This is a genomic window from Burkholderia sp. BCC1993, assembly GCF_905339865.1.
Classification (GTDB): domain Bacteria; phylum Pseudomonadota; class Gammaproteobacteria; order Burkholderiales; family Burkholderiaceae; genus Burkholderia.
In genome coordinates this window covers 126,397-149,024 of record NZ_CAJPGZ010000004.1, presented here as the reverse complement: position 1 = coordinate 149,024, position 22,628 = coordinate 126,397, and the positions used below count along the sequence as shown (strand labels likewise).

Annotated in this window: 19 protein-coding genes, 1 tRNA gene and 1 pseudogene; 10 read left to right on the top strand and 11 right to left on the bottom strand. The window is 67.6% G+C overall.

Annotated features, from left to right (window positions below):
* Positions 1–145 precede the first annotated feature (145 nt).
* Entirely contained in the window at positions 146–1,015 is an 870-nt protein-coding gene (gene recX / locus U4Y91_RS07755) for a recombination regulator RecX (RefSeq protein ID WP_321804605.1), read from the bottom strand.
* Positions 1,015–2,085 (bottom strand): recombinase RecA, encoded by a 1,071-nt coding sequence (gene recA / locus U4Y91_RS07750; RefSeq protein WP_321804603.1) that lies wholly within the window; start codon positions 2,083–2,085, stop codon positions 1,015–1,017. The genes recX and recA overlap by 1 nt, the downstream gene beginning before the upstream one ends.
* A gap of 190 nt (positions 2,086–2,275) precedes the next feature.
* Between recA and U4Y91_RS07745 the strand changes: the two genes are divergently transcribed.
* From U4Y91_RS07745 to U4Y91_RS07730, 4 genes are all read left to right on the top strand, one after another.
* Positions 2,276–3,004 carry a response regulator transcription factor gene (locus tag U4Y91_RS07745; protein ID WP_044844524.1) on the top strand — a complete coding sequence of 243 codons (729 nt, stop codon included), beginning with the start codon at positions 2,276–2,278 and terminating at the stop codon, positions 3,002–3,004.
* Positions 3,005–3,021: 17 nt separating this feature from the next.
* Positions 3,022–4,575, top strand: coding sequence for a sensor histidine kinase (locus tag U4Y91_RS07740; RefSeq protein WP_321804601.1), 1,554 nt, complete (start codon positions 3,022–3,024; stop codon positions 4,573–4,575).
* Between the two features lie 239 nt (positions 4,576–4,814).
* Positions 4,815–6,473 (top strand): MFS transporter, encoded by a 1,659-nt coding sequence (locus U4Y91_RS07735; protein ID WP_321804599.1) that lies wholly within the window; start codon positions 4,815–4,817, stop codon positions 6,471–6,473.
* Between the two features lie 123 nt (positions 6,474–6,596).
* Positions 6,597–6,673 (top strand) — tRNA-Met (locus tag U4Y91_RS07730).
* Between the two features lie 111 nt (positions 6,674–6,784).
* On the opposite strand, the gene U4Y91_RS07725 is transcribed toward U4Y91_RS07730, so the two are convergent.
* Together U4Y91_RS07725 and U4Y91_RS07720 are read right to left on the bottom strand one after the other, a co-directional pair.
* Positions 6,785–7,756, bottom strand: coding sequence for a LysR family transcriptional regulator (locus U4Y91_RS07725; RefSeq protein ID WP_321804597.1), 972 nt, complete (start codon positions 7,754–7,756; stop codon positions 6,785–6,787).
* Between the two features lie 198 nt (positions 7,757–7,954).
* Positions 7,955–8,923, bottom strand: a complete 969-nt coding sequence (locus U4Y91_RS07720; protein WP_044844528.1) for a GlxA family transcriptional regulator — start codon at positions 8,921–8,923, stop codon at positions 7,955–7,957.
* 116 nt (positions 8,924–9,039) lie between these two features.
* Here U4Y91_RS07720 and U4Y91_RS07715 point away from each other — a divergent pair, with 116 nt between their 5' ends.
* Positions 9,040–9,723 (top strand): DJ-1/PfpI family protein, encoded by a 684-nt coding sequence (locus U4Y91_RS07715; RefSeq protein WP_321804595.1) that lies wholly within the window; start codon positions 9,040–9,042, stop codon positions 9,721–9,723.
* A 95-nt stretch (positions 9,724–9,818) separates the two neighbouring features.
* The gene (locus tag U4Y91_RS07710) at positions 9,819–10,130 is read left to right on the top strand and encodes a cupin domain-containing protein (protein WP_321804593.1); all 312 of its coding nucleotides are present in this window, start codon (positions 9,819–9,821) and stop codon (positions 10,128–10,130) included.
* Positions 10,131–10,173: 43 nt separating this feature from the next.
* Here the strand turns inward: U4Y91_RS07710 and U4Y91_RS07705 are convergent, their stop codons facing one another.
* From U4Y91_RS07705 to U4Y91_RS07690, 4 genes are all read right to left on the bottom strand, one after another.
* Complete coding sequence (locus U4Y91_RS07705) at positions 10,174–10,458, bottom strand: PAAR domain-containing protein (protein ID WP_011657840.1); 285 nt, start codon at positions 10,456–10,458, stop codon at positions 10,174–10,176.
* A gap of 127 nt (positions 10,459–10,585) precedes the next feature.
* The gene (locus U4Y91_RS07700; RefSeq protein WP_321804591.1) at positions 10,586–11,788 is read right to left on the bottom strand and encodes a porin; all 1,203 of its coding nucleotides are present in this window, start codon (positions 11,786–11,788) and stop codon (positions 10,586–10,588) included.
* 116 nt (positions 11,789–11,904) lie between these two features.
* Entirely contained in the window at positions 11,905–13,377 is a 1,473-nt protein-coding gene (locus U4Y91_RS07695; protein WP_321804588.1) for an amidase, read from the bottom strand.
* Positions 13,378–13,405: 28 nt separating this feature from the next.
* Positions 13,406–14,722, bottom strand: coding sequence for an MFS transporter (locus tag U4Y91_RS07690; RefSeq protein ID WP_321804586.1), 1,317 nt, complete (start codon positions 14,720–14,722; stop codon positions 13,406–13,408).
* A 199-nt stretch (positions 14,723–14,921) separates the two neighbouring features.
* Here U4Y91_RS07690 and U4Y91_RS07685 point away from each other — a divergent pair, with 199 nt between their 5' ends.
* Together U4Y91_RS07685 and U4Y91_RS07680 are read left to right on the top strand one after the other, a co-directional pair.
* Positions 14,922–15,839: a LysR substrate-binding domain-containing protein gene (locus tag U4Y91_RS07685; protein WP_321804584.1), complete on the top strand. Its 918-nt coding sequence runs from the start codon at positions 14,922–14,924 to the stop codon at positions 15,837–15,839.
* A 300-nt stretch (positions 15,840–16,139) separates the two neighbouring features.
* Entirely contained in the window at positions 16,140–17,027 is an 888-nt protein-coding gene (locus U4Y91_RS07680; RefSeq protein WP_321804582.1) for a LysR family transcriptional regulator, read from the top strand.
* Between the two features lie 225 nt (positions 17,028–17,252).
* On the opposite strand, the gene U4Y91_RS07675 is transcribed toward U4Y91_RS07680, so the two are convergent.
* Positions 17,253–17,645 carry an MAPEG family protein gene (locus U4Y91_RS07675; RefSeq protein ID WP_321804580.1) on the bottom strand — a complete coding sequence of 131 codons (393 nt, stop codon included), beginning with the start codon at positions 17,643–17,645 and terminating at the stop codon, positions 17,253–17,255.
* Between the two features lie 427 nt (positions 17,646–18,072).
* Here U4Y91_RS07675 and U4Y91_RS07670 point away from each other — a divergent pair, with 427 nt between their 5' ends.
* Positions 18,073–21,171 (top strand): transglycosylase domain-containing protein, encoded by a 3,099-nt coding sequence (locus U4Y91_RS07670; protein WP_321804578.1) that lies wholly within the window; start codon positions 18,073–18,075, stop codon positions 21,169–21,171.
* 34 nt (positions 21,172–21,205) lie between these two features.
* Here the strand turns inward: U4Y91_RS07670 and U4Y91_RS07665 are convergent, their stop codons facing one another.
* Positions 21,206–21,553, bottom strand: coding sequence for a GFA family protein (locus U4Y91_RS07665; protein ID WP_321804576.1), 348 nt, complete (start codon positions 21,551–21,553; stop codon positions 21,206–21,208).
* A 111-nt stretch (positions 21,554–21,664) separates the two neighbouring features.
* On the opposite strand from U4Y91_RS07665, the pseudogene U4Y91_RS07660 reads away from it, so the two are divergent.
* A pseudogene (locus U4Y91_RS07660) lies at positions 21,665–21,769 on the top strand (DUF1272 domain-containing protein); the annotation flags it as partial.
* A 21-nt stretch (positions 21,770–21,790) separates the two neighbouring features.
* Here the strand turns inward: U4Y91_RS07660 and U4Y91_RS07655 are convergent.
* A complete protein-coding gene (locus U4Y91_RS07655) occupies positions 21,791–22,495 on the bottom strand; it encodes a FadR/GntR family transcriptional regulator (RefSeq protein WP_321804574.1) in 705 nt (234 codons plus the stop codon).
* Between the last annotated feature and the right edge of the window lie 133 nt (positions 22,496–22,628).

The window sequence follows — 22,628 nt, the reverse complement described above, 5'->3', positions numbered from 1 at the left end:
CTGGAGGTTGAGGCCGAAGAGGAAAACCCGTGGATTTTAGCATATTGGGTATTTGAGGCATCCGGCCGCGACGGCGGGTATTCCCGCCTGTCCGGAAACGATTGCATTGCAGCAAAATCGCGCGCAGCGCGCGCGACCGAACCGGTCAGTCGTCGATCGGGAAATCGTCGCCGACCTTCAGCAACTTCACGATGGTCGCGCTCGAAAAGCCGCGCGCGGCAAGGAAGCGCGCCTGCTTCGCACGCTCGGCGGGTGTTTGCGGCAGTGCACCGAATTTCTTGCGCCAGACGGCCTGCGCGCGCGTCCACTCTGTCTCGCGCAACTGCGCATTCACTTCCTCGACGAGGTTATCGCCGACCGCATGGCGCTTCAGTTCGCTGACGATGCGTGCGACGCCGACGCGCGATGCACGGCGATGCACGAGGCTCTCGGCAAAGCGTGCATCGGACAGCCAGCCTTCCTGTTCCAGCGCATCGAGCACCGGCTCGACCGATTCGTCCTCGCCGACGTACGGGGCGAGCTTGCGCGCGAGTTCGGCGCGGCTGTACTCGCGGCGGGACAGATAGCCGAGCGCGCGGCCCTTCAGCGAACGTGGCGGTTTTGATGATTTGCGCCCGGGGGCGCCAGACGGGTCGCCAGAAGCAGCGCCGGCAGAACCGCCGGACGCACGGCGCGTGCGCCGCGGATGCTGGCTGCTGCGCGTATACACATCTTCCTTGATCGGCGCCGCGGCATCGGCCGCGCGCTCGCCCGGGAAGCTGACACCGGACACGCGACGGCGCGACCGGTCGTGCGCGTCGAACGATTCGTCGTCTTCGAACGGATCGTCCGGCGCGGTAATCTCAAACGAAACGAGGGCATCGCCGGATGCCCTCGTCGCGGTGCGGTGCGCGGACTGACTGCCCGCGCCCCGCCGGTTGGCACCCGAGGCTTCGGCTCGCCGGCCGGAGCGACCCGCCGTGTCGGGCGTGTCGCTCGGCTCCGGTTCGCCAGCGTGACCTCGGCGCCCGACCATCACTCTTCTTCGTCCATCGCCTCGGCTTCGTTGTCTGCGCCATCGGGCATCGCGGCAACGCCGAGCGACTCGCGAATGCGGTTTTCGATCTCGCGGGCGATTTCCGGATTCTCGCGCAGGAATTCACGCGCGTTGTCCTTGCCCTGGCCGATCTTCTCGCCGTTGTAGCTGTACCAGGCGCCGGCCTTGTCGACGATCTTCGCCTGCACGCCGAGATCGATGATCTCGCCCTGACGCGAAATGCCTTCGCCGTACAGGATGTCGAAGATCGCTTCGCGGAACGGCGGCGACACCTTGTTCTTGACGACCTTCACGCGGGTTTCGTTGCCGATCACCTCGTCGTTCTTCTTGATCGAGCCGATCCGGCGGATATCGAGACGCACCGACGCATAGAATTTCAGCGCGTTACCGCCCGTCGTGGTTTCCGGGTTGCCGAACATCACGCCGATCTTCATCCGGATCTGGTTGATGAAGATCACGAGGCAGTTCGTGCGCTTGATCGTACCCGTCAGCTTGCGCAGCGCCTGCGACATCAGGCGAGCCTGCAGGCCCGGCAGCGAATCGCCCATCTCGCCTTCGATTTCGGCCTTCGGCACGAGCGCCGCGACCGAGTCGATGACGATCATGTCGATCGAGCCCGAGCGCACCAGCGCGTCGGTGATTTCGAGCGCCTGCTCGCCGGTGTCCGGCTGCGAGATCAGCAGCTCCGGCACGTTCACGCCGAGCTTCGACGCGTATTGGACGTCGAGCGCGTGCTCGGCGTCGATGAAGGCTGCGGTGCCGCCCAGCTTCTGCAGCTCGGCGATGACCTGCAGCGTGAGCGTGGTTTTACCCGACGATTCCGGACCGTAGATCTCGACCACCCGGCCGCGCGGCAGACCGCCGACGCCGAGCGCGATATCGAGACCCAGCGAGCCCGTGGAGACGACCTGGATGTCTTCGGTCGCGTCGCCGTCGCCCATCCGCATGATCGACCCTTTGCCGAACTGCTTCTCGATCTGCGCGAGTGCGGCCGCCAGCGCCTTGCTCTTCTCGGCGGTCATCCCGGAGCCCTTCTTGCTATCTTCCATGAATCGTCCTTTGCTATGATGAGCAGCGTCTGTCAGAGGCGCGCCCGCTTTCAAGCGCTGCCCACGAATGCAGACACTGTATAAAAAAACAGTGTTTTATGCAAGCCCGCAATGCAGGCTGCGTTGTACACGGATAACTTCGGAGACAGCCGCGCCGGCGCGCACGCCCCGCCGGCCATCGGTCAGCAACATGCGAATTCTCATCGCCGAAGACGACAGCATACTCGCGGACGGCCTCACCCGGTCACTCCGCCAATCGGGCTATGCGGTCGATCACGTGAAGAACGGTATCGAGGCCGATACCGCGCTGTCGATGCAGTCCTTCGACCTGCTGATCCTCGATCTCGGGCTGCCCAAGATGTCCGGGCTCGACGTGCTGAAGCGCCTGCGCGCGCGCAATTCCAATCTCCCCGTGCTGATCCTGACCGCCGCCGACAGCGTCGACGAGCGCGTGAAAGGGCTCGACCTCGGCGCGGACGACTACATGGCCAAGCCGTTCGCGCTCAACGAGCTCGAGGCGCGCGTGCGCGCGCTGACCCGGCGCGGCGCGGGCGGCGGCCCGACCGTCGTGCGCCACGGCTCGCTCGCGTTCGACCAGGTCGGCCGCATCGCGTATGCGAACGAGCGCGTGCTCGATCTGTCCGCGCGCGAGCTCGGGCTGCTCGAAGTGCTGCTGCAGCGCATCGGCCGGCTCGTGTCGAAGGAGCAGCTCGTCGACCATCTGTGCGAATGGGGCGAGGAAGTCAGCAACAACGCGATCGAAGTGTACGTGCACCGGCTGCGCAAGAAGATCGAGCCGAGCGGCGTGCGGATTTCCACCGTGCGCGGCCTCGGCTACTGCCTCGAGAAAGTCGCACCCGCGGCGCCGGCCGACGCTGCCGCACCCCAACCCGCGGCGGCCGGCACGCCGCTGCGCTGAACCCGGCCGTCGTCGCGATGGCCACGCCGGCCCATTCCCGCCATCCGACCGGCGAGCCATCGTCCGCCGCCGACGCCGTGCGCGACGCGCGCTACGAGAACCCGTTCGCGCCGCCCGACGAAACCGATACGCCCGAGGCCGCGCGCCCGCGCTCGCTGTTCGGCGAAATCCTCGACTGGATGCTCGCGCCGCTCCTGCTGCTGTGGCCGATGAGCATCGCCGTCACCTATCTCGTCGCCAAAACGATCGCGAACGGCCCGTTCGACCGCGCGCTCGAGACCAACGCGTACGTGCTCGCGCGGCAGATCCATCCGGTCAACGGCGTCGCCGAGCTGACGCTGCCGCAGCAGACGCGCGACTTCCTGCGCGCGGACAACGTCGACAGCGTTTACTTCCAGGTGCTCGGCACGCGCGGCGAGTTGGTCGCGGGCGAGGCCGACATGCCGCTGCCGCGCGACGAGGACCGCCCGCCGCCGGGCGTCGTCGTGTTCCGCGACGACCTGCTGCGCGGCAACGACGTGCGCGTCGCGTATACGACCGTCGCGCTGCCGGCGTCGAGCGACACGCAGCCCGTGCTCGTGCAGGTCGGCGAGACGCTCGACAAGCGCAACGCGCTCGCGAACGACATCATCAAGGGCGTGATCCTGCCGCAGTTCGTGATCCTGCCGCTCGCGATCCTGCTCGTCTGGTTCGGGCTGTCGCGCGGGCTCGCGCCGCTCAACGCGCTGCAGGCGCACATCCGCGCGCGGCGGCCCGACGACCTGTCGCCCGTCGAGGCGCAGCGCGCGCCGCCCGAGATCGAGCCTCTCGTCACGTCGTTCAACGATCTGCTCGCGCGCCTCGAACAGAACATGGCGCTGCAGAAGCGCTTCATCGCCGATGCCGCGCACCAGATGAAGACGCCGCTCGCGGGGCTGCGCACGCAGGCCGAGTTCGCGTTGCGCCATCCCGTGCCGCCCGACGTCCAGCGTTCGCTCGAGCAGATCGCGACGAGCTCCGAGCAGGCCGCCCGGCTCGTCACGCAGCTGCTCGCGCTCGCGCGCGCCGAGAACCGCGCGAGCGGGCTGACCTTCGAGCCGGTCGAGATCGGGGCGCTCGCGCGCCGCACGGTGCGCGACTGGGTGCAGGCCGCGCTCGCGAAGCGCATGGACCTCGGCTACGAAGGCCCGGAGGACGACGCGCCGCTCGACGTCGACGGCAATCCCGTGATGCTGCGCGAGATGCTCGGCAACCTGGTCGACAACGCGATCCGCTACACGCCCGAAGGTGGCCGCATCACCGTGCGCGTGCGGGCCGAGCCCGCGGCGCGGCGCGTGCATCTCGAAGTCGAGGATACGGGCCCCGGCATCCCGGCCGGCGAACGCGAGCGCGTGGTCGAGCGCTTCTACCGGATCCTCGGCCGCGAAGGCGACGGCAGCGGCCTCGGGCTCGCGATCGTGCGCGAGATCGCCGCGCAGCACGGCGGCACGCTGACGCTCGACGATCACGTCTATCAGAGCGCACCGCGCCTCGCGGGCACGCTCGTGCATATCAGCCTGCCGTTGTCGGACACCGCCCCGGATCGATCCTGATACGAGCGGATCCGTACCGCATACCGCCGCATACCGCGCCGCGATCGCATCGAAACCGGCGCTTTACCGCCCTGCTGCGACACGATCGGGGCGCGAAACGGCCGATTCGGCGCGGGTTAACGTGCAGTCGTTTTGCGCCCGCGAGTCAGTGCGCCGTAAGTTTCCGTGCCAATAATCGTCGACAGGCCCGCCCACCCAAGGCGGCCACACATCTATATCAAGGGACTTGGAGACGATTCATGGCAACGTTAGGCGGGCAAATTTCGCACTCGCCGATGACGGGCGAAGAGAAGAAGGTGATCTTCGCGTCGTCGCTCGGCACCGTGTTCGAGTGGTACGACTTTTACCTGGCCGGCTCACTCGCGGCCTACATCAGCAAGAGCTTCTTCTCCGGAGTCAATCCGACCGCGGCATTCATCTTCACGCTGCTCGGCTTCGCGGCCGGCTTCGCCGTGCGTCCGTTCGGCGCGATCGTGTTCGGCCGGCTCGGCGACCTCGTCGGCCGCAAGCACACGTTCCTCGTGACGATCGTGATCATGGGCATCTCGACCTTCGTGGTCGGCTTCCTGCCCGGTTACGCATCGATCGGCATCGCGGCGCCCGTGATCTTCATCGCGATGCGGCTGCTGCAGGGCCTCGCGCTCGGCGGCGAGTACGGCGGCGCGGCGACCTACGTCGCCGAGCATGCGCCGGCGAACCGCCGCGGCTTCTACACCGCGTGGATCCAGACGACCGCAACGCTCGGCCTGTTCCTGTCGCTGCTCGTGATCCTCGGCGTGCGCACGTTCATCGGCGAGGAAGCGTTCGGCAGCTGGGGCTGGCGCGTGCCGTTCGTCGCATCGATCGCGCTGCTCGCTGTGTCGGTGTGGATCCGGCTGCAGCTGAACGAATCGCCGGTGTTCCTGCGCATCAAGGCGGAAGGCAAGACGTCGAAGGCGCCGCTGACCGAAGCGTTCGGCCAGTGGAAGAACCTGAAGCTCGTGATCATCGCGCTCGTCGGCCTGACCGCCGGCCAGGCCGTCGTGTGGTACACGGGCCAGTTCTACGCGCTGTTCTTCCTCACGCAGACGCTGAAGGTCGACGGCGCCAGCGCGAACATCCTGATCGCGATCGCCCTCCTGATCGGCACGCCGTTCTTCCTGTTCTTCGGCTCGCTGTCGGACAAGATCGGCCGCAAGCCGATCATCCTCGCCGGCTGCCTGATCGCGGCGCTCACCTACTTCCCGCTGTTCAAGGCGCTCACGCACTACGCGAACCCGCAGCTCGAACTCGCGACGCAGAAGGCGCCGATCACGGTCCTCGCCGATCCGGCCGCCTGCTCGTTCCAGTTCAATCCGGTGGGCACGTCGAAGTTCACGAACTCGTGCGACATCGCGAAGAGCGCGCTCGCGAAGGCCGGCCTGAACTACGAGAACGTCGCGGCGCCGGCTGGCGCGCCCGCGCAGATCAAGGTCGGCGATACGGTGATCCCCGCGTATGACGGCAAGGCGGCCGACGCGAAGGCGCAGGGCGCGGCGTTCGACAAGACGCTCGCGTCGACGCTGAAGGCGGCCGGCTACCCGGCCAAGGCCGACCCGGCACAGCTCAACTGGCCGATGACGATCGTGATCCTGACGATCCTCGTGATCTACGTGACGATGGTCTACGGCCCGATCGCGGCGATGCTGGTCGAGATGTTCCCGACGCGGATCCGCTATACGTCGATGTCGCTGCCGTATCACATCGGCAACGGCTGGTTCGGCGGCTTCCTGCCGGCGACCGCATTCGCGATCGTCGCGGCGAAGGGCAACATCTACTCGGGGCTCTGGTATCCGATCGTGATCGCGCTGGCCACGTTCGTGATCGGTGTGCTGTTCGTCAAGGAGACGAAGGACTCCAATATCTACGCGCAGGATTGAGGTCGGGCAGCGGGCGGCACCCCGCCCGCTACCCTGCCCGAACGAGCCGCCGGCAACTTTTTTCAGGGAAGATGAAAAAAGGTGTTGACAGCCCGGCGGCACATCAGCATAATTCAATTCTTCGGCGAATTAGCTCAGTCGGTTAGAGCGACGGAATCATAATCCGCAGGTCCGGGGTTCGAATCCCTGATTCGCCACCAAATGCGAAAAGCCGCTGTTCCGCAAGGATCAGCGGCTTTTTTCATTGCGTCATCCGGCGCGTGCGCGGAATTCGCGCGTCGCCTACCCTGCAGGCACGCGCGTCCCTCGCGTTACGCCACCACCGATCCCCGCTCCTCCACGGCCTCCGCCCGCACCTTCCCCCGCCAGTTCTCCCCGCCCTCCAGCGCCGGCGTCGACTCGAACAGCTCCGCGATCCAGTCCGCGAACACGCGCACCTTCTGCGACAGATGCCGGTTGTGCGGATACACGATCGAGATCGGCTTGGGCTTCGGATTGCAATCGGGCAGCACCTCGACCAGCGTGCCGTCGCGCAGGTTCGGCAGCACCATGAACAGCGTCGGCTGGATCATCCCGAACCCTTCGAGCCCGCACGTCACGTACGCATCCGAATCGTTCACGGTGACACTGCCGTTCATCCGCACCTCGACCGGCTTGCCCTCGATCATGAACACCCACGGAATCGCCCGCGCGCCGTGGCTGGCGCGGAAATTCACCGCATGATGGTCGGCCAGGTCGGCGATCTCCTGCGGCTCGCCGTGACGCGCGAGATAGTCGGGCGACGCGCAGGTCACGCGCTTGAGCATGCCGATCCGCCGCGCGACCATCGACGAATCTTCGAGCGGCCCGACCCGGATCATGCAGTCGATGCCCTCCTCGACCGGATCCACGTAGCGGTCCGCCAGGCCGAGGTCGAGCGTGATGTCCGGATAGCGCTGCCGGAAGATCGACAGCGCCGGCAGCACGACGCGCCGCCCGAGCGAACTCGGCATGTGGACGCGCAGCACGCCGCTCGGCTTGCGGTTGCCGGTCTGGAAACTCGCGTCGGCTTCCGCGATCTCCGAGATGATCTTCATGCAGTGCTCGTAATACGCGGCGCCCTCCGGCGTCAGCGACAGCCGGCGCGTCGTCCGGTGCATCAGGCGCACGCCGAGCAGCGCCTCGAGATTCTGGATGATGGTCGTGACCGACGCGCGCGGCATCGCGAGCGTGTCGGCCGCGCGTGTGAAGCTGTTCGCGTCGACCACGCGGGTGAATACTTCCATTGCCTGGATGCGGTCCATGCTGCGCTCCCCTTCGAATCGCCAACAGAACAGGATAGAGCGCGCAACGCGCGCGGCACAAGCCCCCGCTCATTGTTCTCCACACCTGAATAGTCACGGCGTTTCGGACTCGAAAGTGGTCGGGATTCGCGCAGCTCCGAACGTCGACGGCTCCGTCCCCGGTTGCCACGCGCGGCACACTCACCGCGCATCGGCACGTTACCGCACGAACCGCTCGCGATAGCCCTGCGGCGACACGCCGAGCACGCGCACGAAACTGCGCCGCAGCGTCTCTTCCGAACCGAAGCCGCACCGCGTGGCGATCCGCTTGACGGGCCACGCGGTTTCGCCGAGCAAACGCTGCGCGGCCTCGACGCGAATCTGTTCGACCGCGCGCGCGGGCGTGCGGCCGGTGCCCGCGCGGTAGTGCCGCACGAAGCTGCGCTCGCTCATGCTGACGCGCTCGGCGAGCGCCGGCACCGACAGGTCGGCCGTCAGGTGCTCGGCGATCCACGCATGCAGTTCGCCGAAGCGGTCGTCGGTGCGCTGCATCGACAGCATCGCGCTGAACTGCGCCTGCCCGCCCGGCCGCTTCAGGAACACGACGAGTTCGCGCGCGGCATCGAGCGCGATCGCCCGCCCGAGATCCTCCTCGACGAGCGCGAGCGCGAGATCGATGCCGGCCGTCACGCCGGCCGACGTCCACAGCGCGCCTTCGCGGATGAAGATCGGATCGGGCTCGACGCGCACGTTCGGATAGCGCGCGGCGAATTCGTCGCAGCGCGCCCAGTGCGTGACCGCGCGCCGCCCGTCGAGCAGGCCGGCCTCGGCGAGCAGGAACGCGCCGGTGCAGACCGACGCGACACGTCGCGCGCGCTGCGCCTGCTGCCGGACCCAGCGCACCGTGCGCGCATCCCGCGACGCGGCCTGCACGCCCTTGCCGCCGGCCACGATCACCGTGTCGGGCCGCCCGGCCGAGCGCAGCGAATCGGCCATCACGACGAGCCCCGACGACGTCTCGACCGGCCCGGCTTCGGCGGCCACGACGCGCGGCGCATACGGCGCGGGCCGACCGCGCTCCTGCGCGAGTTCGTTGACGGATGCGAACACCTGCAGCGGCCCGGTCACGTCGAGCAACTGCGCACGGGGGAACGCGAGGATCAGGATCGAGCGCGGGGCGGCTGGCATGGCGATTGGCTGAAAACGTGGGCGATCTGGCAATTTCGCCAAACACTACGCGCCTAGAATCGATCTGTCCATCGTGCGCCGGCCGCGGCGCCTCCCCTTCCCTTCGGAGTGTTCGCATGACCCTGCATATAGGCTTTCTCGTGTTTCCGGGCGTCCAGCAACTCGATCTCACCGGCCCGCACGACGTGCTCGCATCGCTGCCCGACGCGGCGGTTCATCTGGTCTGGAAATCGCGCGACACCGTCGCGTCGAGCAGCGGCCTCGCGCTCGCGCCGACCTGCACGTTCGACGACTGCCCGCCGCTCGACGTGATCTGCGTGCCCGGCGGAATCGGGATCAACGCGCTGCTGCTCGATGCCGAAACGATCGCGTTCGTGCAGCAGCGCGCGGCGGCCGCGCGCTACGTGACGTCGGTCTGCACGGGCGCGCTGCTGCTCGGCGTGGCCGGCCTGCTGCGCGGCCGCCGCGCGACGACGCACTGGGCGTTTCACGCGCTGCTCGCGCCGCTCGGTGCGGTGCCCGTGCGCGAACGCGTGGTGCGCGACGGCAACCTGATCACCGGCGGCGGCGTGACGGCCGGCATCGACTTCGCGTTGACGATCGCCGCCGAACTGGTCGGCGACGAAGAGGCGCAGGCGATCCAGCTCGCGCTCGAATATGCGCCCGCGCCGCCGTTCGATGCAGGCTCGCCGGATACCGCGCCGGCGTCGGTCCTGCAGCGCGTGACCGAGCGCTCGGCTGCGGGGCTGGAGAAGCGGAAGCAGACGATCGACGCAGCCTTGCGCGCGATGTCGCGCTGATCCCCGGTACACGGAAACCGGAGCGCGGCCGAGCCGCACGGCCGTGCAGCCTGCCCGCCCTCCGCAACCTTCGCATTCACGGACCGGACCTACCGATGAACATCATCCGCAGCACCGCGTTCACCGCGCAGCGCGCATGGGGCGCGCTGGACATCGCGAACCTGAACGGCATCACGGTCCGCCTGCACTGGACCGATCAGCCGTACCGATGGCACGTGAACGACGGCGAGGAAATCTTTGCGGTGCTCGACGGCCGCGTCGAGATGCGTTACCGCGAAGCAGGCATCGAGCACGCGACGGTGCTCGAAGCAGGAGACATCTTCCATGCGACGGTCGGCACCGAACACGTCGCGCATCCGCTCGGAGAAGCGCGCATTCTGGTGATCGAGACCGAAGGCAGCGTCTGACGACGGGCAGCGCGCCGCGCACGTCGCACGGAGTCGACGGGCATCAGCCCGAGATGGTGCCCGTCCCCTGCGACGGGATCAGCTTCGGCTGCGGCGTGCACAGGCACTGGCACAGGTCGTGTTCGAGCGCGACGACCTTGCCCATCACGGTCATCGTCCGCTCGCCGCCATCGGAGACGATCACGCCCTGGGTCTTGCACGCGGCGCAGAACACCGGCGCGCCGAGATAGGCGAGCTCGCGGCCGTCGAACGACGAATTGGCGATCCCGTCGAGCACGACGCCGCCGTGATCGGTCGTGTCGCCCTTCAGAATGAATTTGCGGCTCATGGTTCGGCTCTCCCTCGGAAACGCCGCGCAGCACGGCGTCGGGCCGCGTGCGGGCAGTCGGTATCCGCCCGTCGGTCGCGGGCGTTTCGCGAGGATATCACCGCGCAGCCGCTGGCCGTCGCGCTGATCAGAACTTGTGGCGCATGCCGATCCGCGCCTGGAACTGCCGGTCGTTCGCGGAGGCGCCGGGGCCGTTGATCGCCGCGACCGCCGCATGCCCCGTCGAGTCGGTGCCCGACGCACGCTGGAACACGGCGCTCACGTAGACGTCGGTGCGCTTCGACAGGAAATAGTCGAGCCCCGCGGCAACCTGGTGATACGTCGCGCCGTCGCGGCCGTCCACGCCGCCGCCGCGCGTGTAGTCGTACGCGATCCCGCCGAACAGGTAAGGCGTGAACTGGTAGCGCACGCTCGCCTCCGCGTTGTTGAACACCGCGTTGCCGGACACGCCACCCGGATTCGGCCCGGACGACAGATCGCCGAGCTGGCGAAACGACGTGTTCGTGTACATCGCGCCGAGCGTCACCGCGCCGATCGCATAGGTGCCGCCCACCGCCGCGACCTGCAGCGTGCGCGCCGACGCATAGCCCGAATACACCGGCGACAGCATGTTGTTGCCCGGCACGCCGCCCACGGTCGGCGCGGGGCTGCCGGTCGTGCCGAAGAACGACACGTTCGGGTTGCGCGCATTCAGGTAGCCGGCCGCCACCGTGAGCGGCCCGCGCGTGTAGCCGGCCGTGGCCGACCACACCTGGTTGCGCGTCGTCGCCCCCGCCACGCCGCCGACCCCGTACATCGCCGCGAAGCGCAACCCGCCGTAGTCGTTGCTGGTGAACTTGATCGCGTTGTTGGTCGAGTTCGCGTTGTTCACGTTGTCGAGGTCGCCGGGGTGCGCGACCATGTAGCCGCCGAACAGCGCGGCGGCCTCGAGCGGGCCGAGGAAGTCGACATTGGTGTCGTACTGCCGCCCGAGCGTGACGGTGCCGAACGGTCCCGACAGCCCGACGAACGCCTTCTTGCCGAAGATCAGCCCGCCCTGCCCGAGCTTGCCGGTGCTCGGATCGAACCCGTTCTCGAGCGTGAAGACCGCCTTCAGCCCGCCGCCGAGATCCTCGCTGCCACGCAGCCCCCAGCGGCTCGCCTGCTGCACGCCGCCCAGCAGCCGCAGCGCGGGCCTGCCGCTTGCCGCGCCGTTCGCGCCGGTCACTGCGACGTTGCTCGAGTAAGTCAGCCCTTCATCGATAATGCCGTACAGCGTGACGCTGCTCTGTGCGTGCGCCGCACCCGCGATCAGCGCGACGCCCGCGCCTGCCAACAGCTGTTGTTTCATCGAGAGATCTCCATTGCGCGGGTCGAATGGCCAAACGCAGGCGTGCGCGCCCCCCCCGCAGGCGCGCGGCCTGCCGGCACGAACCGGAACGGTCCGCTATCAGCCGGGAAAAATGGTCAGCGCAGCGCGTCGGCAACGACGGGCGGCAGCGTCCGGCGACGGCCGGCCGCGACTTCGTACGCATGGCCGAACTGGAGCACGCCCCAGTCGTCGCGATAGCGGCCGACGATCTGCATGCCGATCGGCAAGCCTGTCGCGGAAAAACCGCACGGCACGGACAGGATCGGCGCCTCGGTCGACGACAGCAGCCAGCACACGCGCATCCAGTCGATGTAGGTCGTGTTCGCGATGCCGGCCACGTCGGCGGGCACGCGCAGCGCAGCGTCGAACGGCATCACCTGCGTCGTCGGCAGCACGTAGAACGCATACCGCTGCATGAACGCACGCATCCGGTCGAACAGGCGTGTCTTGCGCACGAACATGCGGCCGAGATCCGCGGCCGAGAGCGACCGATGCAGCCGGTATTCGTCGAGGAGTTCGGGCTTCAGCGCGGCACGCTGCCGTTCGTCGAAGCCGTCGATCAGCGTGCCGATCATCCAGGCACGCTCGATGCGAAATACTTCTTCGGCTTCCGAAAGATCGGGATCGTCGAATTCGACTTCGCAGCCGAGCGACGCGAACACGCGCGCCTGCGCATCGACGGCGCGCCGGATCTCCGGATCGACCGGCACGCCGGGCAAACCGCGCGACATCGCGATGCGCGTGCCGCGGAAATCGCGTTCGAGCGGCTGCGCGAAGCGCGCGCCCGGCTCCGCGATGTCGGTCGCGGTTTCGCCGCTCGGCCCGGCGATCGCGGACAACAGCAGCGCGGTGTCGGCGACATCGCGCGCCATCGGCCCGTCGACGCCGAGCGTCGCCCAGCCGTTCAGGTCCGGCGCGCGCGGCACGCGGCCCGGCGACGGCCGCAGCCCGACCACGCTGTTCCACGCGGCCGGGTTGCGCAGCGAGCCGCCCATGTCGCTGCCGCACGCGAGCGGATTCATCCCGCAGGCGAGCGCCGCGGCAGCGCCGCCGCTGCTGCCGCCCGCGGAACGGGTCAGGTCCCACGGGTTGCGGGTCGCGCCGAACACCGCGTTGAACGTATGCGAGCCGGCGCCGAATTCCGGCGTGTTCGACTTGCCGATCATCAGCGCGCCGGCACTCGCGCAGCGGCGCACGATCAGCGCGTCGTGCTGCGGCACGTGATCGGCGAACAGCGGCGAGCCGAAGGTCGTGCGCACGCCGCGCGTCGCGGTCAGGTCCTTCTGCGACACCGGCAGCCCGTGCAGCGGCCCCAACCATTCGCCGCGCGTCCAGCGCGCGTCGATTTCGCGTGCGCGGGCACGCAGCGCATCGGGATCGACGACGGTGACGAGCGCATTCACGCGCGGGTTGACCGTCGCGATGCGCGCGAGATGCGCATCGAGCAGGTCGCACGCGCTGATCTGCCGGGACTTCAGAAGTTCGAGCATGGTGCGTGCGGGCAGGTCGCACAGGTCGCCGGCTACAACGTCGGCCGGCGACGACGAAAACGAAACGGTGGTGGTCATGGGGCGAATGAAAGAAAAGGAAGATCGGTCAGTCATCCTGAGCGCTTCGGTCAGACGCGAACGCGAGCGCGACGAGCGACAGCACGCCGCAGACGATCACGTACCACGCGGGCGCGGCCGGATTGCCGGTCGCCCCGATCAGCCAGGTGACGATGAACTGCGCGAAGCCGCCGAAGATCGACACGCCACCCGCATACGCGATCGACAGCGCGGTCGCCCGCGTGCTCTTCGGAAACAGCTCAGCGAGGATCACGCCGTTCGCGCCGGCATTGATCGAGTGCAGCGCGGCGAGCAGCATCACGACCACGTAGATCGTCGCGATCGACGGCACCGCGCGGATCAGCCAGAAGCCCGGCAGGATCAGCACGGTCAGCGCCACACGCGTCCACAACGCGACGCGCTTGCTGCCGGTGCGGTCCGACAGCCGTCCGCCGATCGGCGCGGCGACGAACATCACCGCACCGGACAGGATGCCGCACCACAGCGCGGTATCCATCGGCAGGTGCAGCACGCGGATCGCGTACGTCGACATGTAATAGAGGACGATGAAGTGCGCCGCGGTGCCGCCGACCACGAGGCCGAGCGCGGTCAGCACGGCGCCGCCGTCGCGCCGCAGCACGGTGCCGAGCACCGCAGACGAGCGCCGCGCGGCCGCGGCCGGCGCGTGCTGTTCGATCGCGTTGAAGCGCGCGCGCAGATACAGGCCGACCGGCGCAATCAGCACGCCGGCGAGAAACGGCACGCGCCAGCCCCACGATTCGAGCGCGGCGGGCGTGAGGAAATACGACAGCAGGAAGCCGACGAACGAACCGGCCAGCGCCGCGGCCCCCTGGCTCGCGAACTGCCAGCTCGTGTAGTAGCCGCGTTGGCCGGGCGGCGCGCGCTCGGCGAGCAGCGACGTCGACACGCCGACTTCGCCGCCGGCCGAAAAGCCCTGCAGCAACCGGGCGAGCACGACCAGCACGGGCGCCGCGATGCCGATCTGCGCATAGGTCGGCAGAATGCCGATCATCCCGGTGCCGAGTGCCATCGTGACGAGCGTGAGGTTCATCGCCGGCACGCGGCCGAAGCGGTCGGCCACGAGCCCGATCACGACGCCGCCGACCGGCCGCGCGATGAAGCCGACGCCGAACGTCGCGACCGACATCAGCAATTGCTGCTGCGCGGACGCAGCCGGAAAGAACAGTTTGCCGAGCAGCACCGCGAAAAAGCTGAACACGGTGAGATCGAAGAATTCGAGGCCGTTGCCGATCGTGATCGCGACGATCAGCTGGCGATTGGACGGGGATGCGGCAACGTCGCCGACATGCCCGCCGAACATGCTTTCCGCTCGGGGCGCCTTCATGAAGATGAGTCTCCGTACTGGTTATGCGGGTCTGGTGCACGGCCCGTTCGACGGCCTGCGCATGCAGTCTAGGCATTCAAAATACGCAGCCCGGAGCGACATTTTCCGATCGTGATAACGCCCGGTTATCGCGTGCTTTTCGCGCGCCGCTGCGGTGTAGGATGCGAAGGTCGCCACTGCCGCCGCGCCCTGCCACGCCGTGAAACACCACCAGCTCCGGGCGCTTGCCGCCATCGCCGAACACGGCAGCCTGCGCGCCGCCGCGCGCGCGATCCACCTGTCGCAGCCCGCGCTCACAAAGGCGATCCGCGAACTCGAGCAGGACCTCGGCGTGCCGCTCGTCACGCGCAACGCGCGCGGCGCGCAGCTCACGCGCTTCGGGCAGGCCGTCTATGCGCGTGCGCGCCTGATCCTCGCGGAGATGCAGCACGCGCGCGACGACGTGATCCAGCTTTCAGGCGGCAAGGAAGGCGCGCTCGCATGCGCGCTGACGCCGCTGATGTCGCTCGGCTTCCTGCCGGCCGCGCTCGACGCGTTCCGCCAGCGGATGCCGACGATCCGCCTCGACGTGCGCGAAGGCTTTCTCGACACGGCGCTGCCGCGCCTGCGCGACGGCTCGCTCGACTTCGTGATTGCGATCGTCGACGCGACGCGGCTGTCGCCCGAATTCACGTTCCGGCCGCTGCTCGAGTCGGAACTGATCCTGATGACGCGCGCGAGCAATCCGCTGCGCCACTGCACGTCGCTCGCGCAACTGCAGGACGCGCAGTGGGTGCTGAACACCTCACCGGAAAGCATCGGCCGGCTGCTGCAGAACGTGTTCGTCGCGCACGGCTACCGGGCGCCGCAGCCGATCGTCGAATGCACGTCGTTCAGCGCGGCGTTCTCGCTGTCGCTGCACACCGACACCGTGTCGTGCGTGCCGAAGCATTTCATGGAAGTCGACTGGATCCGGGAACGGATGGTCACGATCGACGTGAAGGAGACGATCCCGACTGTGTCGGCCGGCGTGCTGACGCGCCGCGACGCGCTCAACACGGTCGCGTGCGACTACCTGATCCACTGCTTCGTCGAGGCCGTGCGGCGGCACGATCCCGCGAAGCTGCTGTGGCGATAGCGACGCGTCTGATTCGATTCGGTCTGCATTGATCATATCGATCGTCTTTATACGAAAACTTTTCACTTATTTTCGTACAATTACTAAATACAGACCGATAAAATTGGTTTATATCGAGCGGAATACGAAAATAAATCCACAAAACCCGCATCCTTCCTTCGCCCAACCGCTTATTCTGAAACCAATTCAGCACCCTATCAACACATCATTTCATAATACTTATTCGTTAAAACGAGTCGCTCAAGTCCAATCATCGAAGAATAAAATTCAATAAACCAATTCCTGTTCTTCGATAAAAAAATGGACGAATTCCTGCCAATGCGGCTGTTCATCAAGGTCGCCGAACTCCACAGTTTCGCGCGCGCGGCGACGGAACTGAACATCTCCAACTCGTCGGCCACGCGCCTCGTGATGGGCATCGAGGACCGGCTCGGCGCACGCCTGCTGAACCGCACGACGCGCAGCCTGTCGCTGACCGACGCCGGTCATCTGTACCTCGCCCAGATCCGTCACGTGATCGAGGAAATCGACCGCGTCGAGGAAACGATCGCGTCGATGCACCACGAGCCGATCGGGTCGCTGAAGATCGCCGCGCCGGTGATGTTCGGCATGCACGTGCTCGCCCCTGCGATCGACGCGTTCAAGGCGCAGCATCCGGCCATCGTGCCGGAGGTCACGATGGTGGACCGCCATGTCGACCTCGTGTCGGAGGGCTTCGACGTCGGGTTGCTGCTGTCGCAGCACATCGGCAACAACACGCTGGTGAAACGCCCGCTCACGCGCCTGAAGCGGATCGTCTGCGCGGCGCCGTCGTATGTCGAACGGCACGGTGCGCCGGCCCATCCTCACGACCTGGCATCCCACGCGTGCCTCGCGTTCCATGCCGACTTCGCGGGCGAGCATCTGTCGTTCGACCCGGGTTCCGCGTGTGTCACCGTGCGCCCGAACAAGTCCGCGTCGTCGAACAACATCGGGCTGATCCGCAACTGGGCGCTCGCGGGCATGGGCATTGCAGTGCTGCCGGACTTCCTCGCCGCACCGGAGCTCGCCGCCGGCCGGCTGCGCGAACTGCTCGCCGACTATCGGCTCGAGGAACTCGAGATGAACGTCGTGTACCCGAGCCGGCGCCATTTTCCCCGCAAGGCGCGGCTTTTCATCGATCACCTGATCGATCATTTCGCTAGGTGAATGAAAGGCTGTAATCGCGCACCATTTTCACCGGCGCCGGCGACGCCGTACGACCAGCGCCTCGGCTATTCGATGCTTGCCGCGTTCCAGCAGCATCTGCTCGCACGCGGCTTCGTCATCGGCAAGCAGGCGCGCGATTCGGGCGTGCGACTAGCTGATCCACTGCTTCGTCGAGGCCGTGCGGCGGCACGATCCCGCGAAGCTGCCTTGGCGATAGCGACGTGCTCAGACGAACAGCGCGACGCATAGCGCGGCGCCGCACAGATACGTGCCGAGCGCGCCGATGAAACGCAGGGGATTCGGCCTGGCCATCGTCGGCCACGCGAGCAATCCGATCACGAGCAGGCAGCGGCACGCGGTTGCCGCGACGATCAACGAGACGATCGCGCGCGACGGGTCGTGTGCGCCGAAATAGAGAAACAGCACCGCGAGAAACGGTGCGTATTCAGCCGTGTTGCCATGCGCGCGCACGATCTTGTGCAATCCGTCGGTCGGATCGGACGCACACCCGGAACCGGTGGTATGCCGGAAGCGCGTGACGGACACGACCAGGCCGAGCCCGAACAGCATCAACCCCAGGATCGCCGTGCAAACGAGCGCGACGGGATGAATCGACATGGAACCCCCGGCGAAAACGGACATGCGTCGCATATCCGGCGATCGTACCTGCGGCCCGTGCATCCGGCTATCACGGAAACTCGTAGCCTCGTCGCGCATCGCGCCATGACTTCGGCAATACGATCGGACCCGATTTGTCGCGATTTCGCATTGCACAAGGCCGGTGCGTAAAAACGATCGGCGCGATCGGCACGGCCACCCTCCGTCGCCCTTGACACACGCAGACACGCGGGCGGAACGCGCAAACGTTACTTCACGGCGACACGCGCCACCGCACCGCACCGCAGGCCGGTTCCCGCATGTCACAGGCATGCGCGTTGCGTCGACGCATCTCGGTAGTGAACCACCCTTGGCAGCCCGCTGCGGAGGACTACACTAATCCTTAATGGGGTGCGGCCGGAGCCTGCGCCTTCAGGGAGACGCCGCCATGAATCGGCCGCTGAATCGCATCCTGCCGCGCGTGACCGGGAGTGCATCGGTCTGGACGTGGATCAAGTGGTCCTTGCTCGCCGCGCTGGTGATCGCGGCGGCGATCGTTGCGCGGCTCGTGATGACCGAGTTCGAGACGTCGCGCCTGCAGGCGCGCTACCTGTCCGAGCTCACCCGCGACATCGGCTACACCGTCGAGGCGGGCGCGAGCGATCACATCCGCTTCCCCGTCAACGGGCCGTACGACCAGCGCCTCGGCTATTCGATGCTTCCCGCGTTCCAGCAGCATCTGCTCGCGCGCGGCTTCGTCATCGGCAAGCAGGCGCGCGATTCGGAACGGATGCTGTCGCTCGCCGATCGCGGCCTGTTCCTGCCTTATGAAGAGAAAGACCAGGCCGGGCTGATGCTGTTCGACTCGACCGGCTCGCCGCTGTTCGCGACCGTGTTCCCGCAACGCGTGTATGCCGACTTCGACACGGTGCCGCGCGTGCTCGCCGATTCGCTGCTGTTCATCGAGGATCGCTACCTGCTCGACGCGAACCAGCCGAACCGCAACCCGGCAATCGACTGGGGGCGCTTCGGCCGCGCGCTCGCCGACCAGGCGCTGCACGTCGTCAACCGTCATCAGGCACGCCCGGGCGGCAGCACGCTCGCGACGCAGATCGAGAAGTTCCGCCATTCGCCGGACGGCCGCACCGCGACGCCGCCGGAGAAACTGCGGCAGATCGCGTCCGCGTCGATCCTCGCCTACATGAACGGCCCGCAGACGATGCTCGCGCGCCGCGCGATCGTCGTGCGCTACCTGAACTCGGTACCGCTCGCCGCGCGGCCGCACGTGGGTGAAATCACCGGCATCGGCGACGGTCTCGCCGCGTGGTACGGCCGCGACTTCAACGACGTGAACCGCATCCTGTCCGCGCCGACGACCGGCGACAACGTCGACGCACAGGGCAAGACCTTCCGCGAAGTGCTGTCGCTGATCATCGCGCAGCGCGCGCCGTCGTACTTCCTGAATCGCGGCTATCCGGCGCTGCAGAAGCTGACCGACAGCTACCTGCGGCTCCTGTCGAGCGGCGGCGTGATCTCGCCCGCGCTGCGCGATGCGGCGCTTGCCGCGCAGATCGAGCGCAGCGAGCCGCCGGCCGCCGCGCACGTGCAGTCGTTCGTGTCGCGCAAGGCCGTGTCCTCCGCGCGCGCATCGCTGCTGTCGGCACTCGGGATCAGCGACCTGTACCAGCTCGACCAGCTCGACCTGGAAGCCACCAGCACGCTCGACAACGGCGTGCAGCAGGCGGTCGCCGAACGGCTCGCGAAGGCGTCGACCCGCGACGGCGCGCAGGCCGCCGGCCTGTACGGCTTCGAGATGCTCGCGCCGAAGGACGACCCGTCGCACCTCACGTACAGCTTCACGCTGTACGAGCATCGCAACGGCGCGAACATGCTGCGCGTGCAGACCGACAGCGTGAACCAGCCGTTCGACGTGAACCGCGGCGGCCGCATCAACCTCGGCTCGACCGCGAAGCTGCGCACGCTGATCACCTACCTGCAGATCGTCTCCGACCTGCATGCGCGCTACGGCAACCTGTCGAACGCGCAACTCGCGAAGGTGAAGCCCGACCCGCTCGACGGGCTGTCGCACTGGGCGCTCGACTACCTGTCGCATACGCGCGACCGCTCGCTGCAGGCGATGCTCGACGCGTCGGTCGAACGCAAGTACTCGGCGAGCCCCGACGTGTTCTACACGGGCGGCGGCGCGCAGGTGTTCTCGAACTTCGAGAAGTCGGACAACGGCCGCATCCTGACGCTGCATACGGCGTTCGAGCACTCGGTCAACCTCGTGTTCGTGCGGCTGATGCGCGACATCGTCCATTACGAGATGCTGCAGGCAGCCGGCCCGTCGTCGTCGTGGCTCGACGATCCGGCGCAGCGCAAGCATTACCTCGAGCAGTTCGTCGACGGCGAAAGCCAGGTCTACGTGAAGCGCTACTACACGCGCTACGCGGGCAAGGCACCCGACGACGCGCTCGCGCTGCTGCTGCAGAACGTGCGCAAGTCGCCGCCGAAGATCGCGACGGTGCTGCGCAGCGTCGCACCGAACGAATCGCTCGCGTGGTTCGATGCGCAGATGCGCACGCAGCTGAAAGGCACGCCGGCCGCGACGCTGTCGGACGACGATCTCGCCGCGCTCTACGCGAAGTACGCGATCGACCGCTTCAACCTCAACGATCGCGGCTATATCGCGAGCGTCCACCCGCTCGCGCTGTGGACGCTCAACTACCTGCGCGCCCACCCGAACGCGTCGCTCGCCGAGGTCCGGCGCAACAGCCGCGATGCGCGCTTCTACACGTACTCGTGGCTGTACAAGACGCGCTACCACGCGACCCAGGACCGGCGCATCCGCCGCATGGTCGAGCTGCGCGCGTATGCGGAAATCACGAAGGCGTGGCGCGCGCTCGGCTACCCGTTCGCGGAAGTCACGCCGTCGTACGCGGCCGCGATCGGCGCATCGGGCGACCAGCCCGACGCGCTCGCGAAACTGATCGGCCTGATCGCGACCGGCGGCCGGAAGGCGCCGACCGAGACGATCACGCGCCTCGACTTCGCAAAGGGCACGCCGTACGAAACGCGCTTCGTGCGCGCGGCCGCGCAGCCGCAGCCGATGCTGTCGCCGGAAATCGTCAACGTGGTGCGCACGCTGCTGCGCGACGTCGTGCTGAACGGCACGGCGCGGCGCCTGTCGGGCGGCTTCATGCTGCCCGACGGCAAGACGCTGCAGGTCTACGGCAAGACCGGGACGGGCGACCAGCGCTTCAATGTCTACGCGCGCGGCGCGCGGCTGATCGAGTCGCGCAAGGTCAATCGCAGCGGCACGTTCGTGTTCGTGCTCGGCGACCGCTTCTTCGGCGTGCTGACGGCGACCGCGCACGAGCCTTACGCGGCGCGCTACGACTTCACGAGCGCGATGGCCGTGCAGTTGCTGAAGTCGATGGCGCCGGCGCTCGCGCCCCTGATCGAACGCCCGGCCGAGGCCGGCACGCGTACGACGGGCCCCGCGCCGCAGGCGGAAACGCCGGCGCCGCAGGTCGAGCCGTCCTGACGGCGGCCCGCGCGCTCATGCAACGACGCGCCGCTCAGTGCGAGCGGCCGTCGTAGTGCGTGACGGGCAGCGCATCGAAATCGACATCCTCGAGGCATCGCACGTTGATCGCGGCCATCTCGGTGCCGTTCGGATGGGTCCCCTCGCCGAACGTGTGAATCCCGCAGCGCTTGCAGAAGCGATGGCGGATCACGTGCTTGTTGAACATGTAGGTGGCGAGATTGTCGTCGGGCGTGAGGAGCGTCATGTGATCGCGCGGCACGAACCACATCAGCGCGCCCTTGCGCCGGCAGATCGAGCAGTTGCAGGCCATCACGCCCTGCAGGTCGCCTTCCACCTCGAACTTCACGTCACCGCAATGACAGCTTCCGTGATAAAGCATGGTCGTCTCCCGGGGCGGCCCGTGCGCGTCGACGGCGCCCCGGCGGAACACCGTTGGCCGGGCCGGCTCAAGCGAATACGGTAGCGCGCACCCGCGTCGCGCGCAATGCGCGGCGGCGAACCGGTGGTGCGGCCGCGCCGCCCGGCGGGCCTGCTCGCGAAATATCCGGCGTCGACGCAACGCGTGCCGAAGCCGGGCGGCTGCGCGAACCACTGACGGCCCGCACCGCCCTCCCCGTCACGACATCTCGATGCGCGCGCGCGTCACCGCGAGCAGCGACGCCATCGCGCGGCGCGCGCCGTCCTCGTCGCGCACGCGGATCGCGTCGCTGACGGCCGTATGCTCGGCGAGCGACGCGTTGAACACGTGCGCCCGGCGCGCGTTCAGATGCAGTTGCGCTTCCAGCGTGCGGTCGATCAGCGCGCCGAGCGGCACCAGCAGTTCGTTGCCGCCGGCCTCCAGCACGCTCAGGTGAAAACGCAGGTCCGCACGCACCCATTCGTCGACGTTGCGCGCGGCGGCCATCGCGCGCGCCGCGCCATCGATCGCGTCGAACGCTTCGGGCGTATGCGTGCGAGCAGCCAGCGCGGCCGCATGCGGCTCGATCATCTCGCGCATCTCCTGCAGCTTCAGCGCGAACGCGAGCGGCGGCGCGACGCGCGCGTACCAGTCGAGCAGGTCGGCGTCGAGCAGGTTCCATGCGCGGCGCGGCCGCACGCGCGTGCCGACCTTCGGCCGCGATTCGACCAGTCCCTTCGACGTCAGCGTGCGCAGCGCCTCGCGCAGCACCGTGCGGCTCACGCCGAACATCGCCATCAGGTCCGGCTCGCGCGGCAGCAGCGATTCGGGCGGATAGTCGCCGCGCAGGATCGCCGTCGCCAGCCGGAAGGCCGTCTGTCCATGCAGGTCGCGTTGAATGATCGTTCTCCGTTGGACGGGCACGCCTCGGCTGCCCACTATCTGCACAATAGTGCTATTAATACTATTTTTTAACGGGCTACGCTAGGATAATCGTCACGTACTCGACCGGCGCCGCGTCCGCACGTCCGCGCCGGTCCACCCTGGAGACAAGCGA

What these genes read in the sequence shown, in the direction of transcription:
- U4Y91_RS07695 (WP_321804588.1), bottom strand. Translation starts at nt 13,377, where the DNA reads ATGACCACCACCGTTTCGTTTTCGTCGTCGCCGGCCGACGTTGTAGCC.
- recA (WP_321804603.1), bottom strand. Translation starts at nt 2,085, where the DNA reads ATGGAAGATAGCAAGAAGGGCTCCGGGATGACCGCCGAGAAGAGCAAG.
- U4Y91_RS07675 (WP_321804580.1), bottom strand. Translation starts at nt 17,645, where the DNA reads ATGTCGATTCATCCCGTCGCGCTCGTTTGCACGGCGATCCTGGGGTTG.
- U4Y91_RS07745 (WP_044844524.1), top strand. Translation starts at nt 2,276, where the DNA reads ATGCGAATTCTCATCGCCGAAGACGACAGCATACTCGCGGACGGCCTC.
- U4Y91_RS07720 (WP_044844528.1), bottom strand. Translation starts at nt 8,923, where the DNA reads ATGCCAGCCGCCCCGCGCTCGATCCTGATCCTCGCGTTCCCCCGTGCG.
- U4Y91_RS07740 (WP_321804601.1), top strand. Translation starts at nt 3,022, where the DNA reads ATGGCCACGCCGGCCCATTCCCGCCATCCGACCGGCGAGCCATCGTCC.
- U4Y91_RS07700 (WP_321804591.1), bottom strand. Translation starts at nt 11,788, where the DNA reads ATGAAACAACAGCTGTTGGCAGGCGCGGGCGTCGCGCTGATCGCGGGT.
- U4Y91_RS07735 (WP_321804599.1), top strand. Translation starts at nt 4,815, where the DNA reads ATGGCAACGTTAGGCGGGCAAATTTCGCACTCGCCGATGACGGGCGAA.
- U4Y91_RS07690 (WP_321804586.1), bottom strand. Translation starts at nt 14,722, where the DNA reads ATGAAGGCGCCCCGAGCGGAAAGCATGTTCGGCGGGCATGTCGGCGAC.
- U4Y91_RS07715 (WP_321804595.1), top strand. Translation starts at nt 9,040, where the DNA reads ATGACCCTGCATATAGGCTTTCTCGTGTTTCCGGGCGTCCAGCAACTC.
- U4Y91_RS07665 (WP_321804576.1), bottom strand. Translation starts at nt 21,553, where the DNA reads ATGCTTTATCACGGAAGCTGTCATTGCGGTGACGTGAAGTTCGAGGTG.
- U4Y91_RS07710 (WP_321804593.1), top strand. Translation starts at nt 9,819, where the DNA reads ATGAACATCATCCGCAGCACCGCGTTCACCGCGCAGCGCGCATGGGGC.
- U4Y91_RS07680 (WP_321804582.1), top strand. Translation starts at nt 16,140, where the DNA reads ATGGACGAATTCCTGCCAATGCGGCTGTTCATCAAGGTCGCCGAACTC.
- U4Y91_RS07670 (WP_321804578.1), top strand. Translation starts at nt 18,073, where the DNA reads ATGAATCGGCCGCTGAATCGCATCCTGCCGCGCGTGACCGGGAGTGCA.
- recX (WP_321804605.1), bottom strand. Translation starts at nt 1,015, where the DNA reads ATGGTCGGGCGCCGAGGTCACGCTGGCGAACCGGAGCCGAGCGACACG.
- U4Y91_RS07705 (WP_011657840.1), bottom strand. Translation starts at nt 10,458, where the DNA reads ATGAGCCGCAAATTCATTCTGAAGGGCGACACGACCGATCACGGCGGC.
- U4Y91_RS07725 (WP_321804597.1), bottom strand. Translation starts at nt 7,756, where the DNA reads ATGGACCGCATCCAGGCAATGGAAGTATTCACCCGCGTGGTCGACGCG.